This is a genomic window from Ferdinandcohnia sp. QZ13 (assembly GCF_031324165.1).
Lineage (GTDB): Bacteria > Bacillota > Bacilli > Bacillales > Bacillaceae_L > Ferdinandcohnia.
Window position 1 is genome coordinate 1 of record NZ_JAVIVW010000003.1, and the last position, 13,687, is coordinate 13,687.

Below are 13,687 nucleotides of genomic sequence, written 5' to 3' on the forward strand. Positions count from 1 at the left end.
ATTGTTTTTTGAGCGCAATTGTTGAGAAATGTAACGTAAAGTGTGGAATGTGTGGAATCGTTACCTTTGAGATTACGTTTAAATAAAGGGTAACGAAAAGGGTGAAATCGATACACTTTGAGGAATATGAAGACGGAAGTGGTAACGAAAAGTGCCGATTCATGGTTTAGATGAAAGAATAGGTAACGGAAGCCAATATACAAGCTTTTTTAGATTGTCATTTTTAATAACAGCAAAAGATTGTCATTTTTAATAACAGCAAAAGTTAGGGAATGCCAAACCCACAAACAGCCTAAACGGTATACCACCGTGCTGTAAAACGATAAATGGCAACCCGCAAACAGTGTATACGTATATCACCTCATAAAAACCGAAAAAGCATTAATCCTCTTACCACAAAACACAGCATCAGTTACCAACTTTTTAAACTAAGACATACACAAACTAGCCCCGGATTTTCATAGACTGCTAAATAAATTAAATTACAACTGTTCGTTATTTTTATAATTGTGTATACATTTTAGAAATCCGGGCAAAATATGTGTATGGAGGTGGAGGCTGTGAGTTCACTCGCAAATAGAAATCAATATGGGGAAACGTGTATTATATGTGAGCAAGAGAAAAAAAGAGGCATACACCTTTATACCAGATTCATTTGTTTGGATTGCGAGCAAGACATCATTCGTACGGAAACAAGTGATCCTAAGTATCAATATTATTTAGATCGGCTTAAGAAAGTATCAACCCCAGAGATATATTCATAGTTTTAAACTACTTGGTATTGCTTTGCGTTAGGTGCAATCCCAAGTTGAAGTTGGACCTAGTGGAATAGGTCCCTTTTTTTGCTTTATAATAGGTTTAAATACATTAGAAAGGTATATATAACTATGAATCAACAAAAAACTCCATTGTTTGATGCACTCGATCATCATTCACAGATGAGACCTCAATCGATGCATGTACCTGGACATAAATATGGACAAGTGTTTTCAAGTAAGGGGTATCCCTATTTTCGTAAAGTCTTAGAAATTGATGCGACAGAGATAACCGGGCTTGATGATCTGCATCATCCTGAAGGTGCCATTTTAGAAGCGGAGAAATTAGTGGCAGATCTATATGGAGTCGAAAAAAGCTACTTTTTAGTAAATGGCTCAACGGTGGGTAATTTAGCAATGATTCTGGCGGCATGTTCTGAAAACGATACAGTCCTTGTGCAACGAAATTCTCATAAATCCATTTTAAATGGATTAAAAATGGCGGGTGCACGACCTGTTTTTATTCATCCTACATATGATGATGAAGTACAGGTTGCCTCCTATGTTTCCTTTAACACGGTAAAAGTGGCATTTGATACACACCCACAAATAAAAGCCGTTATTTTAACGAACCCCAACTATTTTGGAATGGCGAATCAAAAGGAATTAGCCCAAATTATTACGTATGCACATAAGAAAGGTGCAGCAGTTTTAATCGATGAGGCCCATGGAGCCCATTTTTTGCTTGAAGGTTTTCCTTCGTCTGCTGTTTCATTAGGTGCTGATATTGTGGTGCATTCTGCGCATAAAACTCTCCCGGCAATGACGATGGGTTCCTTTTTACATATAAATAGTCAGCTCATTAAACATGAAGAGGTTGAGTATTATCTTCAAATGTTACAATCGAGTAGTCCGTCCTATCCAATTATGGCTTCTCTTGATCTTGCTAGGCATTATCTTGCTGCTGTGAAGGAGAAGGGGACAAACCAAATCATTGAAAAGATTGTTGCATTTACTCAAAAACTTGAGGCAATACCGCATATAAAAGTTGTGACTTCAGAAAATCAAGATGTACAAACAGATGTATTAAAACTTACCATTCAATCACAGTGTGAGTTGAATGGATATGAGTTGCAACGTTGTTTTGAAAAAGAAGGTCTCTTTACAGAAATGGCAGACCCAAATAATGTTCTTTTTGTATTACCATTATCACAAAGTTTTGATGCTGATGAAATTTTTATAAAAATAAGGAGTGCTATTAAAGAATTTACACCGATGAAACGGAGATTTATTACTTTACATGATGAAGGAAAGACCGTTTCTACGCTAGCACTTTGCTATAATGAAATAAAAGGGTACAATAAAAAGGTTGTTTCCTTTAAAGACGCAATCGGAAACATTTCCGGAGAAATGATTATTCCTTATCCCCCAGGAATCCCGGTTCTAATGGAAGGAGAATGTGTAACTGAACGGCACATTGAAATCCTTACTATGTATATAGAGACGGGTGCACACTTCCAAGGTGGAGATATGAGAGGAAAATATATTAAGATATTAAATAAGTAAGGGGCTTGAACGAAAAGTGACAGGTTATTTTATAACATTGGAAGGTCCTGAAGGTGCGGGGAAAACAACCGTTTTAGAAATCCTTAAGGAAGAACTTTCAAAAAAAGGGTATGATGTCGTCTCTACAAGAGAACCTGGTGGAATCGATATTGCTGAACAAATACGTTCAGTCATTTTAGATAAGAACAATACAAAAATGGATGGACGTACGGAGGCGCTTTTATATGCAGCTTCTCGCCGCCAGCATTTAGTCGAGAAAGTTATCCCGGCGTTGGACGAAGGAAAAATCGTCTTGTGCGACCGATTTATTGATAGTTCACTAGCATATCAAGGCTATGCACGTGAATTAGGAATTGATGAGGTTCTATCGATTAATGAATTTGCGATTAATGGACTTATGCCATCGTTAACGCTTTTCTTTGATATTCAGCCTGAAAAAGGTATCACAAGAATAAGAAAGAATGATGACAGAGAAGTAAACCGATTAGATCTTGAGAAACTTTCATTTCATCAAAAGGTGTATGAAGGATATTTAAAGGTTGCGGATCGTTTTAAGGACAGATTTCACACCATTAATGCGGAGAACTCACTTGAAGTAGTCGCGAAGGAAGCACTTGAAATGATTGAAAAACATGTAAATAAAGGTTAACTGTATGAATTTCCTCAAAAGTCAGATGATTTTTGAGGTTTTTCTTTTCGTTCTGGCTATACTTGTTATAGAATAAAGACAAACATGGACATTCGCACATTTAGTTACCAAATTTCGTAATATGAAGGAACACGTAAAAGTGATAAAATAAAGGGAGGCAAAACGATGAAGCTAGTTGTTGCAGTTGTGCAGGATAAGGATAGCAACCGTTTGTCACAGGCATTAGTTGAACATAATTTTAGAGCAACGAAGCTTGCTACAACAGGTGGATTTCTAAAATCAGGTAACACTACGTTCCTTGTAGGAACAGAGGACATCCGCGTAAATAAATTATTAGACATTATCAAGGATAATTGCAAGCATCGGGAGCAGATGATTGCCCCTGTTTCACCAATGGGTGGAAATGCAGATTCTTTTGTCCCATTTCCAGTGAAGGTTGAAGTGGGTGGAGCTACTGTGTTTGTATTGCCAATTGATGAGTTCCATCAATTTTAATTTTATTCATTGGGGGTTAAACCCAATGAATAAAGTTAAAGCCTCCGGCGGATGCCACGATTTTTTTAAAGGAAATTTTTCGAGCAGTAAGATCAAAGACTAAAAACGCCACATCCTGTGGCAACGTCTTTATGACCCACTTCCTGTGGGCCTAAAAATCGGGCGCAAATACGCCAAGGCGTATTTGATTGTGAGGTGTTTTAACGTCTTATGAAAATAAACCAGGATTTTCGTGTCAATATAGATAAAAATCAGCCAAACGCAGCCAATAAGGTTTCGGGAAATTTTACTTTCAGCAAAATTGTTCATCAAGAAGGAAATAAGCTTCAAATGGAACAATTGACGAAACTACTTTCTCAAATTGACATGGCGGGAGAACGACTCTCTCGCTCTCAAACTTTTCAGGATTTGGCTTCCTATAAATCCCTTGTAAAACGCTTTATCCATGAGGCTGTAGAGTATGGGATGGATATTAAAGACTCCCATAGCTGGAATTTTAATGGACAAGGGAGAACGCACAAACTTGTTGAGACAATTGACAAGGAACTATTGGATTTAACAGAACAAATGGTTAATCAAGAAAAAGGGTCAATCGATATTCTTGGAAAAGTTGGATTAATAAAAGGGTTATTAATCAATTTATATACGTGATTTGAAAGAGTGATATAGAGTGGAAAAAACATGGGAACAACTGCAGGAATATCAACCACTTGTACTAAAAGTGGTTGAAAATAGTCTCAGGAAGAACAGAGTGGCCCATGCTTACTTATTTGAAGGAAGTCGAGGGACAGGTAAAAAGGATGTAGGCTTTCTTTTAGCAAAAAGTCTTTTTTGCCAGCAACTAAATGGGTATAAACCGTGTAATGACTGCACAAATTGCCGCAGGATTTCATCGGGTAACCATCCTGATGTTCATATTATTGAGCCGGATGGTCAATCGATTAAAAAATGGCAGATTCAAGCCTTGCAGGAAGAATTCTCAAAAACAGGTGTGGAGTCAAATCGTAAAGTGTATTTGATTAATCATGCTGATAAAATGACAACGAATGCTGCAAATAGTTTGTTGAAATTCCTAGAGGAGCCGACAAGTCAAACAGTAGCGATTTTGTTAACTGAACAAATCCATCGGATTTTAAATACGATTTTATCCAGATGTCAGGTTTTATCGTTTCAGCCACTCGCTCCAAAAGTCATTTCTGAGCGGTTGATTGATGAAGGAATATCTCCTACTATTGCTTCACTTGTTGCTCATACAACCAATAATTTAGAAGATGCGCGCGAATTAAGTGAGGACGCATGGTTTGGACAGTCCCGTTCAATAGTGTTACAATTATATGAAGTAATCCATACAAGGCCAACTCATGCTTTCTTTTTTCTGCAGGATCAATGGTTGCCTCATTTTAAAGAGAAAGAGCAGCTTAGCTTTGGTTTAGATATATTATTGCTTATTTTTAAGGATTTATTATATATACAGCTTGGTGATGAAGAAAAGCTTATTTTTCATGACCAGATTACGAGCTTTAAACAACATGCGCTTAAGACGTCAACACGACGTGTGAGTGATCAAATAGCAGCGGTATTAGAGGCGAAACGTCGTCTATACACCAACATGAACCCACATTTATTAATGGAGCAATTGGTAATAAAGTTACAGGAGGGATATAAGCTTGTATGATGTAGTTGGTGTACGCTTTAAAAAAGCGGGTAAAATCTATTACTTTGACCCAAATGGTTTTACAATTCCTGATGGCGAATTTGTTATTGTCGAAACGGTAAGAGGAATTGAATTTGGCAAGGTTGTTATAAATAAAAAGCAAGTCGATGAACATGACATCGTACTTCCATTGAAAAAGGTCATCCGCATCGCGGATTCAAAAGATAAATTAATTGTAGAAGAAAATAAAGCAGCGGCTATTGAAGCGTATAATGTATGCCAGGAAAAAGTAGCGGAACATAGCCTTGATATGAAGCTTGTTGATGTAGAATATACGTTTGATAGAAATAAAGTAATCTTCTATTTTACAGCGGATGGACGCGTTGATTTCCGCGAATTAGTAAAGGATTTAGCGGCAATCTTCCGTACGAGAATTGAATTAAGACAAATTGGGGTACGTGATGAAGCCAAAATGCTTGGTGGAATTGGTCCATGTGGAAGAATGCTTTGTTGCTCAACCTTCTTAGGTGATTTTGAGCCGGTTTCCATTAAGATGGCAAAAGATCAAAACCTTTCATTAAACCCTACTAAAATATCAGGTTTATGTGGTCGATTAATGTGCTGTCTAAAATATGAGAATGATGAGTACGAAAGTGCAAAAGAACAACTTCCAGACCTTGGTGATGTGATTGAAACGACAAGTGGTGCTGGGAAGGTCGTTGGACTTAATATTTTAGAACGAGTGCTTCAGTTAGAATTAATTGGCCGTGAACGAGTTGTCGAATATACGTGGGAGGAACTACTGAAAGAAGGAGCGATTTCGATTCAAGCCACAGAATGACGAGGTGGAATGCGTGGACAAAAAAGATATTTTTGAATCTGTTAGTAGTATGGAGACTCAAATTGGAAATCTGTACAAACAGCTAGGAGAATTGAAAGAACATCTTGGGCAATTACTTGAAGAGAATCACAATCTGAAAATGGAGAACGACCTTTTACGGCGCCGACTTGATCAATCCATTTCAAAGAAAAAAGAGGAAAAAAACGATAAGGTTTTACCAGAAGCTAGACTAGTTGACATCGGAGAGGGATATGATAATTTAGCTAGACTTTATCAAGAGGGCTTTCATATTTGTAATGTTCATTATGGAAGTGTCCGTACTGATGGTGATTGCTTATTTTGTCTCTCCTTTTTAAATAAGAAATAGGTCCTTTCCAACCGGGAAGGACTTTTTCATCTTTTAAGTACAAATTCAAAAAGGAGGGTGAAAAGGACCGCGTCGACAAAAATGCCACGTCCTCATGTCTTGTCGACACTAGCACATCCTGTGCGTCGAAATTTCAAGGCGGTGCAGCTTTGAGTACCGGAGCGTATGCAGTTAATACGTGAGGAACGGAGAAGCAAGCCAACGAAGAAATTCAATGTTTCATTTTAAGCCGACTTTTTGAACATCCTCTTAAGGAAAAGCCTTATAATGATACATAGATAACTGTAGGGAAGGAACAGAATGCAATGGTTCAATTACATGATGGTGAACGATTAGATCATTTATTAGCAGAGAACTTAAGAATTATCCAAAGTCCTTCTGTCTTTGCTTTTTCATTGGATACAGTGCTTTTAGCAAGATTTGTGTATGTGCCCATTCAAAAAGGGAAAATCATTGATTTATGTACAGGTAATGGGGTAATCCCATTATTATTAAGTAGGAGATCGAAGGCTGAGATTACCGGCGTAGAGATACAAGAGCGTATTTATGATATGGCAAAACGCAGCATTGAGTATAATGATCTTTCAAAACAACTTTCAATTATTCATGGGGATATTAAAGACATGCCTGAAAAATTAGGACGTGGAAAATTTGATGTGGTGACGTGTAATCCACCGTATTTTCCAACACCTAAGGCAGATGAAATGAATAAAAATGAACATCTTGCGATTGCTCGACATGAAATATATTGTACATTAGAGGATGTTGTCCGTGTAAGTAGTCAATTGGTTAAGCAAGGGGGAAAGGTTGCATTTGTTCATCGCCCAGGGCGATTAATGGATATTCTTACCTTGATGAGACAATACAGGGTGGAGCCAAAGCGATTACAATTTGTACATCCAAGGTTGGGTAAAGAGGCAAATACGATTTTAGTTGAAGGGATCAAACAAGGTAATGCTGATCTGAAAATTTTACCTCCACTATATGTATATGATGAACACAATGAGTATACAAAAGAGATAAGGACGATTCTTTATGGAGACGAATAAGCATTATTTGTATGTCGTGGAGTGCAAGGATGGAACCTATTATGCAGGTTATACAACAGATATTCATCAGAGGATGAAAAAGCATAATGAGGGAAAAGGCGCCAAATATACAAGAGGCAGAGGTCCGATTACGTTATTATTTTCGCAGGAATTTGAAACGAAAGAAGAAGCGATGCGCGCAGAATATAGATTTAAACGTTTAAAGCGGCCTGAGAAGGAACGGTTGCTGGCAATGGAAAGTGAGGAACGCTATGTGGCAGCAAAAAAGCTTTCAACCAAATTATGAATATGGAACTTTATATCTCGTTCCAACTCCAATTGGGAATTTGGAGGATATGACTTTCCGTGCAATTAAGATTATGAAGGAATCTGCTTATATTGCAGCAGAGGATACAAGACAAACGAAAAAGCTTTGTAATTATTTTGAAATTGAAACACCTGTGATTAGTTATCATGAACATAATAAAAAGGTGAGCGGGGACAAAATTCTGTCATTATTACGTGAAGGAAAAGATGTGGCGCTTGTAAGTGACGCAGGTATGCCGACAATTTCTGATCCTGGCTATGAATTAGTCGTCGAAGCGGTTCAAGAAAAGATGTATGTCGTTCCACTACCAGGAGCGAACGCTGCATTAACATCTCTTATTGCGTCTGGACTCCCTACTCAACCCTTCTATTTTTATGGTTTCCTAGATCGAAATAAGAAAGAGAAGCGAAAGCAGTTGGAAGGCTTAGCGCATATTCAAGCCACGATGCTTTTTTATGAGGCACCACATCGCTTAAAAGAAACGTTGAAGTTGATAAAAGAGGTATTAGGAAATCGCCAAATCACCGTTTCCAGAGAATTAACGAAGAAGTTTGAAGAGTTTATTCGTGGCGACTTGGATGAAGTCCTTGCATGGACGGAGGAGGATACAGTTCGCGGTGAATTTTGTCTTGTTGTGGAAGGAGCCCAGCAAAGCGAGTTGGTGTCTTCTGAGGTTTGGTGGGAGCATCTATCAATCGAACAACATGTAAACCACTATGTTGAGACAGGGGCCATGACAACGAAAGAAGCCATTAAACAAGTGGCAAAAGACAGGAATCAACAAAAAAGAGAAATTTACCAAGAATATCACGGTTTGTAAAAACGAAAAAGCTTCTCGTTTAGAGAAGCTTTTTTATAACATCTATTATTTTACAGCTGTAAGATTATCTTGAAGTTCTTTTAAGATTTGTTCAGCACCTTCACGGCTAAGAACGATCTTACCATTAGCAAGAGTGAAATTGTCATCAGAAATTTCACCAGTAATTTGGCAAGTCATATTTGGCTTGTATTTCTTTAAAATGATTTTGTCATCGTCAACATAAATTTCAAGAGCATCTTTTTCAGCGATGTCTAATGTACGACGAAGCTCGATAGGAATAACAACACGACCTAATTCATCAACTTTACGAACAATACCTGTAGATTTCATTTGTTTTTCTCCTCTCAATATTTGTATTATTTATCTCTCTCTATCGTCAATTTTCGACAAATTGATTTCTAGATAATAATATCAAGATTTCCATTTAACGTCAATCATTTTTAACTACAATTCTTTTAAAATTTGTATAAAATTGGCACACTGTGTCTTATAACAGAAGGGTTTCATGAGATTATTTACATTATCAATCTACTTTTTCTTGAAAAAACCTGTGCCATATTAGAGGAAAAATTGTAAAATCCATTCGACAAAATTCTACAAACACCAGCCGAGTTTTGTCGAAAAAAATAATTATTAACTGTATTTGTCGAATTGTAACTCTTTATTTTAATTATCATATAGATATTAATCTGTATAAATTGACATTACTCTTGTGCTTTAGGTATATTTTGAAGATATAATAGGAATAGATGAATAGGAAAGTCTTGTTTATTCGAGTTACTTTTAAGAGGAGGTTTACGGAGATGGCTCAAGAAAATAAAACATTTTACTTAACCACTCCCATTTATTATCCAAGTGGGAAACTACATATAGGACACGCTTATACAACTGTAGCAGCAGATGCTATGGCTCGATATAAAAGGCTTCGTGGATACGATGTAATGTTTTTGACAGGAACTGATGAGCATGGTCAAAAAATTCAACGCTCTGCAGCGGAAAAAGGCGTTACACCACAAGAATATGTTGATGAGATTGTTTCAGGCATTCAGGATCTATGGAAGAAGCTTGAGATATCCTATGATGATTTTATTCGTACAACAGAAGATCGTCATAAGAAGGTTGTTGAAAAGATTTTTGATCAACTTGTAAAGCAAGGAGATATCTATCTTGATCAGTATGAGGGCTGGTACTGCACACCTTGTGAGTCCTTCTTTACGGAAAGACAATTAGTTGATGGCAATTGCCCGGACTGTGGACGTCCAGTTGAAAAGGTGAAGGAAGAATCTTATTTCTTCAAAATGAGTAAATATGTAGACCGTCTACTAAAGTACTATGAAGAAAATCCAGAATTCATCCAACCTGAGTCTCGCAAAAATGAAATGATTAATAACTTCATTAAACCTGGACTTGAGGATTTGGCTGTATCAAGAACAACCTTTGATTGGGGAATAAAAGTACCTGGCGATCCAAAGCATGTTATATACGTATGGATTGATGCGTTATCAAACTATATTACAGCTTTAGGTTACGGAACAGAAGATGATTCTAAATATCAAAAATATTGGCCAGCCGATGTTCATTTAGTCGGAAAGGAAATTGTTCGTTTCCATACTATTTATTGGCCAATTATGCTGATGGCATTAGACCTACCATTACCGAAAAAAGTATTTGCTCATGGTTGGTTGTTAATGAAGGATGGCAAAATGTCAAAATCAAAGGGAAATGTCGTGGACCCGGTCACATTAATCGACCGTTATGGACTCGATTCTCTACGTTATTACTTATTACGTGAGGTTCCTTTTGGTGCTGATGGTGTATTCACTCCAGAAGGATTTGTTGAAAGAATCAATTTTGACTTAGCAAATGACCTAGGAAATTTATTAAATCGAACGGTTGCGATGATTGGGCGTTACTTTGATGGTACTGTTCCAACGTATCAAGGACATCATTCAGAATATGATACTCAACTAGCGAATTTCGCGGCAGAAACTGTTGCAAAATATGAAGAAGCAATGGAAAAAATGGAGTTTTCTGTTGCACTAACAGCCCTATGGCAGTTTATTAGCCGTACAAATAAATACATTGACGAAACTCAACCATGGGTTGTTGCAAAAGATGAGGCGAAAAAGGATGAACTAGGCTCTATCATGAGTCACTTAGCGGAATCCTTACGTTTTGCGGCTATTATGCTTGAACCATTTTTAATTAAAACGCCAGGAGAAATTTTTGCACAACTTGGAATGAAAGATGATGCATTAAAAACTTGGGAAAGCTTAGCTGAGTTTGGAATAAAGCAAGAAGGAATTCAGGTTTCAAAGGGTGAGCCAATATTCCCTCGTTTAGAAATTGCTGAGGAAGTTGAATATATTAAAGAGAAAATGCAGGGCGGTACAAAAAAAGAAGAGCCTGTAAAGGAAGTAGAACAAGCAGATGAAATCACAATTGATGATTTCATGAAGGTTGAGCTTCGTGTTGCTGAGGTGCTTCAAGTAGAGCCAGTGAAAAAAGCTGATAAGCTTTTAAAGCTTCAATTAGATTTAGGCTTTGAAAAACGTCAGGTTGTTTCTGGGATTGCTCAGTATTATACTCCAGATGAACTAGTAGGTAAAAAAGTGATTTGCGTAACAAACCTTAAACCTGTAAAACTTCGTGGTGAGCTATCACAAGGGATGATTTTAGCGGGATCTGTTGATGGAAAGCTATCAGTCGCAACGATTGATCAAAGCTTACCAAATGGAGCTAAAGTAAAATAACAAGAAAAGTGCTAAGCGAAAACGTCTGTCGGCGACAAGCATTAGACGAGCGCTGACAGAAAGTGCATTATACGTGACTTAGACCAGAGAGCCGATGGTCTCTTGAGCTAGACACGAAAAGGACAGAGTCATCTGTCCTTTTTACATACAAGAAATCAATAAAGGAGTCTTTACAATGTTAATTGATACACATGCACATTTAAATGCAATACAGTATCAAGAAGATTTAGAAGAGGTAATTGAAAGGGCACTGAGTGAAGGTGTTGAAAGAATTGTTGTCGTCGGTTTTGACCGAGAGACGATTACAAGAGCGATTGAGCTAGCAGAACAATATGAGTTTATCTATGCAACAGTCGGATGGCATCCAGTTGATGCAATTGATATGACGGATGAAGATCTTACATGGATTGAAGAGCTTAGTGCCCATCCGAAGGTAGTGGCATTAGGAGAAATGGGACTTGATTACCACTGGGACAAGTCTCCAAAGGATATTCAAAAGGAAGTCTTCAGGAAGCAAATTGCGTTAGCAAAGAAAGTAAAACTACCTATTATTATTCATAATCGAGAAGCTACGGCTGATATTATTGAAATTCTACAAGAAGAAAATGCAAGTGAAGTGGGGGGGATTATGCACTGCTTTACGGGTAGTGTAGAAGTTGCTAAACAATGTATTGATATGAATTTTTACATATCATTTGGCGGGCCTGTTACCTTCAAAAACGCAAAAAAGCCAAAAGAAGTGGCGGCGGAGATTCCGCTCGATCGCCTCTTAATTGAAACGGATTGTCCTTATTTAACACCACATCCTTTTCGAGGAAAACGAAATGAACCAAGCTATGTGAAATATGTAGCAGAGCAAATTGCGGAGCTTAAAGGGGTCTCATTTGAGGAAATTGCACAAAAAACATCCGACAATGCGATGCGATTTTTCGGCATAAAATGATAGCAATTTTTGTCAAATAGTAGGGTAGCTTGTCCGATGGTAAGTTGATTAGAAAAAGTTCTACATGTCTCCTTCGTCTCATATATATCTTTGTCGACAACTAATTCTTTCTTTTTAAAAACTCTTCTTGCATAATATTTTACAACGGTGACGTGAAGAAGGGGTGGGGTTGACAGATTATTATATCCTTTATATAATCCACTGAGAGAAGGAGGCGTTTTTCGTTTGCTTACAAACATGAAAAAACTGTTTTCCGAGTCGAAGCACAAAAAGAGATTAATAGTCTCGATAAGTAGTTTTATAGTCTTAGTAGGTGCCGGTTCAGGTTATGCTGCATATGAAACAACCAAGGATACAGTTACACTATCATTAAATGGAAAAGAGCAAGTTATAAGGACGCACGCAAAAACGGTTGCTGAAGTTCTACAAGATTTAGAGATTGATGTCTCGAAACATGACGAGCTTTCACCATCTATGGATACGGCAATCAAGGACAATTTGAAAGTAACGTGGCAAGAGGCCATTCCGGTTGAAATTGTTGTCGATAACCAACCGCAAAAGGTCTGGACAACAGTCAAAAACGTGGAAGATCTTTTCAAAGATGCGAAGGTAGAAATAACAGAACACGATAAAGTCAATCCAAGTTTAGATACAAAGTTAACAAAAGATATGAAAGTTGAAGTTGAAAAAGCTTTTCAACTGACGCTTAATGACGGCGGTACTGAAAAGCAAGTTTGGTCCACTTCGACTACTGTCGCTGACTTTTTAAAAGGTCAAAATGTTGCACTAAATGAATTGGATCGAGTAGAGCCAGGAATGGAAGAACAGATTACAGCAAATAGTGTCGTTAATGTTGTACGAGTAGAAAAAGTCACCGATGTAGTGGAAGAATCCGTTGCCTTTGGGGTTGTACGTAAAAAGGACAACAACATTGATAAAGGCAAGGAAAAAGTTGTAACACCTGGTCAAGAAGGTAAAGTTGCAAAGCACTATGAAGTTGTTCTTGAAAATGGAAAAGAAGTTTCAAGAGATCTGATAAAAACCGAAACCTTAGCGGATAGTAAGGATAAGGTTGTTGCAGTTGGTACACGTGAAATCGTGCAACAGGTTTCCCGTGGTACAGCTAATGTAGCGAAGGAATTCTATGTATCATCTACTGCTTATACAGCGTATTGTAGTGGGTGTTCAGGAACAACCGCTACAGGAATAAACCTTCGTGCGAATCCAAATGTTAAGGTTATTGCAGTAGACCCAAGTATCATTCCTTTAGGTACTAAAGTTTATGTCGAAGGGTATGGCTATGCAATAGCTGCCGATAAGGGCACTGATATTAAGGGTTATAAAATTGATGTCTTTTTCTCAGAAAAATCTCAAGCCTTTCGCTGGGGGCAACGAAAGGTCAAAATCCAAATCTTAAATTAACTTGCACATAACAGAGGAGATTTCCTCTGTTTTTTTATGTCTAGCTTCAGCGCCTAGCCCCTCGAG

The 13,687-nt window shown here is 37.6% G+C and carries 15 protein-coding genes; 14 read left to right on the plus strand and 1 reads right to left on the minus strand.

The window, feature by feature from the left end; genetic code table 11:
• The first annotated feature begins 545 nt into the window (after window positions 1-545).
• From RGU12_RS13205 to rsmI, 11 genes are all read left to right on the plus strand, one after another.
• The gene (locus RGU12_RS13205; protein WP_309536537.1) at window positions 546-764 is read left to right on the plus strand and encodes a sigma factor G inhibitor Gin; all 219 of its coding nucleotides are present in this window, start codon (window positions 546-548) and stop codon (window positions 762-764) included.
• A 123-nt stretch (window positions 765-887) separates the two neighbouring features.
• Complete coding sequence (locus tag RGU12_RS13210) at window positions 888-2,321, plus strand: aminotransferase class I/II-fold pyridoxal phosphate-dependent enzyme (protein WP_309536538.1); 1,434 nt, start codon at window positions 888-890, stop codon at window positions 2,319-2,321.
• A 16-nt stretch (window positions 2,322-2,337) separates the two neighbouring features.
• The gene (gene tmk, locus RGU12_RS13215; RefSeq protein WP_309536539.1) at window positions 2,338-2,970 is read left to right on the plus strand and encodes a dTMP kinase; all 633 of its coding nucleotides are present in this window, start codon (window positions 2,338-2,340) and stop codon (window positions 2,968-2,970) included.
• Window positions 2,971-3,135: 165 nt separating this feature from the next.
• Complete coding sequence (gene darA, locus RGU12_RS13220; protein ID WP_077620134.1) at window positions 3,136-3,465, plus strand: cyclic di-AMP receptor DarA; 330 nt, start codon at window positions 3,136-3,138, stop codon at window positions 3,463-3,465.
• Window positions 3,466-3,675: 210 nt separating this feature from the next.
• Window positions 3,676-4,116 carry a YaaR family protein gene (locus RGU12_RS13225; protein WP_309536540.1) on the plus strand — a complete coding sequence of 147 codons (441 nt, stop codon included), beginning with the start codon at window positions 3,676-3,678 and terminating at the stop codon, window positions 4,114-4,116.
• A 19-nt stretch (window positions 4,117-4,135) separates the two neighbouring features.
• Window positions 4,136-5,140 (plus strand): DNA polymerase III subunit delta', encoded by a 1,005-nt coding sequence (gene holB, locus RGU12_RS13230; protein ID WP_309536541.1) that lies wholly within the window; start codon window positions 4,136-4,138, stop codon window positions 5,138-5,140.
• Entirely contained in the window at window positions 5,133-5,960 is an 828-nt protein-coding gene (gene ricT / locus RGU12_RS13235) for a competence/sporulation regulator complex protein RicT (protein WP_116354434.1), read from the plus strand. Before holB ends, ricT begins: the two co-directional genes overlap by 8 nt.
• A 13-nt stretch (window positions 5,961-5,973) precedes the next feature.
• Entirely contained in the window at window positions 5,974-6,327 is a 354-nt protein-coding gene (gene yabA / locus RGU12_RS13240; RefSeq protein ID WP_116354433.1) for a DNA replication initiation control protein YabA, read from the plus strand.
• Between the two features lie 305 nt (window positions 6,328-6,632).
• Window positions 6,633-7,376 carry a tRNA1(Val) (adenine(37)-N6)-methyltransferase gene (locus tag RGU12_RS13245; RefSeq protein WP_116354432.1) on the plus strand — a complete coding sequence of 248 codons (744 nt, stop codon included), beginning with the start codon at window positions 6,633-6,635 and terminating at the stop codon, window positions 7,374-7,376.
• Window positions 7,363-7,662, plus strand: a complete 300-nt coding sequence (locus RGU12_RS13250) for a GIY-YIG nuclease family protein (RefSeq protein WP_116354431.1) — start codon at window positions 7,363-7,365, stop codon at window positions 7,660-7,662. Before RGU12_RS13245 ends, RGU12_RS13250 begins: the two co-directional genes overlap by 14 nt.
• The gene (gene rsmI / locus RGU12_RS13255; protein WP_309536542.1) at window positions 7,628-8,503 is read left to right on the plus strand and encodes a 16S rRNA (cytidine(1402)-2'-O)-methyltransferase; all 876 of its coding nucleotides are present in this window, start codon (window positions 7,628-7,630) and stop codon (window positions 8,501-8,503) included. The genes RGU12_RS13250 and rsmI overlap by 35 nt, the downstream gene beginning before the upstream one ends.
• A gap of 45 nt (window positions 8,504-8,548) precedes the next feature.
• On the opposite strand, the gene abrB is transcribed toward rsmI, so the two are convergent.
• Window positions 8,549-8,833, minus strand: a complete 285-nt coding sequence (gene abrB, locus RGU12_RS13260) for a transition state genes transcriptional regulator AbrB (protein WP_229142056.1) — start codon at window positions 8,831-8,833, stop codon at window positions 8,549-8,551.
• Between the two features lie 419 nt (window positions 8,834-9,252).
• On the opposite strand from abrB, the gene metG reads away from it, so the two are divergent.
• The 3 genes from metG to RGU12_RS13275 all read left to right on the plus strand — a co-directional run bounded on the left by metG (window position 9,253) and on the right by RGU12_RS13275 (window position 13,621).
• Window positions 9,253-11,256 carry a methionine--tRNA ligase gene (gene metG, locus RGU12_RS13265; protein ID WP_309536543.1) on the plus strand — a complete coding sequence of 668 codons (2,004 nt, stop codon included), beginning with the start codon at window positions 9,253-9,255 and terminating at the stop codon, window positions 11,254-11,256.
• Window positions 11,257-11,431: 175 nt separating this feature from the next.
• Window positions 11,432-12,199 carry a TatD family hydrolase gene (locus tag RGU12_RS13270; RefSeq protein WP_309536544.1) on the plus strand — a complete coding sequence of 256 codons (768 nt, stop codon included), beginning with the start codon at window positions 11,432-11,434 and terminating at the stop codon, window positions 12,197-12,199.
• Window positions 12,200-12,424: 225 nt separating this feature from the next.
• Window positions 12,425-13,621 carry a resuscitation-promoting factor gene (locus RGU12_RS13275; RefSeq protein WP_309536545.1) on the plus strand — a complete coding sequence of 399 codons (1,197 nt, stop codon included), beginning with the start codon at window positions 12,425-12,427 and terminating at the stop codon, window positions 13,619-13,621.
• Window positions 13,622-13,687 lie beyond the last annotated feature (66 nt).

What these genes read in the sequence shown, in the direction of transcription:
- RGU12_RS13205 (WP_309536537.1), top strand. Translation starts at nt 546, where the DNA reads ATGGAGGTGGAGGCTGTGAGTTCACTCGCAAATAGAAATCAATATGGG.
- RGU12_RS13210 (WP_309536538.1), top strand. Translation starts at nt 888, where the DNA reads ATGAATCAACAAAAAACTCCATTGTTTGATGCACTCGATCATCATTCA.
- darA (WP_077620134.1), top strand. Translation starts at nt 3,136, where the DNA reads ATGAAGCTAGTTGTTGCAGTTGTGCAGGATAAGGATAGCAACCGTTTG.
- RGU12_RS13225 (WP_309536540.1), top strand. Translation starts at nt 3,676, where the DNA reads ATGAAAATAAACCAGGATTTTCGTGTCAATATAGATAAAAATCAGCCA.
- RGU12_RS13245 (WP_116354432.1), top strand. Translation starts at nt 6,633, where the DNA reads ATGGTTCAATTACATGATGGTGAACGATTAGATCATTTATTAGCAGAG.
- RGU12_RS13250 (WP_116354431.1), top strand. Translation starts at nt 7,363, where the DNA reads ATGGAGACGAATAAGCATTATTTGTATGTCGTGGAGTGCAAGGATGGA.
- rsmI (WP_309536542.1), top strand. Translation starts at nt 7,628, where the DNA reads ATGTGGCAGCAAAAAAGCTTTCAACCAAATTATGAATATGGAACTTTA.
- abrB (WP_229142056.1), bottom strand. Translation starts at nt 8,833, where the DNA reads ATGAAATCTACAGGTATTGTTCGTAAAGTTGATGAATTAGGTCGTGTT.
- metG (WP_309536543.1), top strand. Translation starts at nt 9,253, where the DNA reads ATGAATAGGAAAGTCTTGTTTATTCGAGTTACTTTTAAGAGGAGGTTT.
- RGU12_RS13270 (WP_309536544.1), top strand. Translation starts at nt 11,432, where the DNA reads ATGTTAATTGATACACATGCACATTTAAATGCAATACAGTATCAAGAA.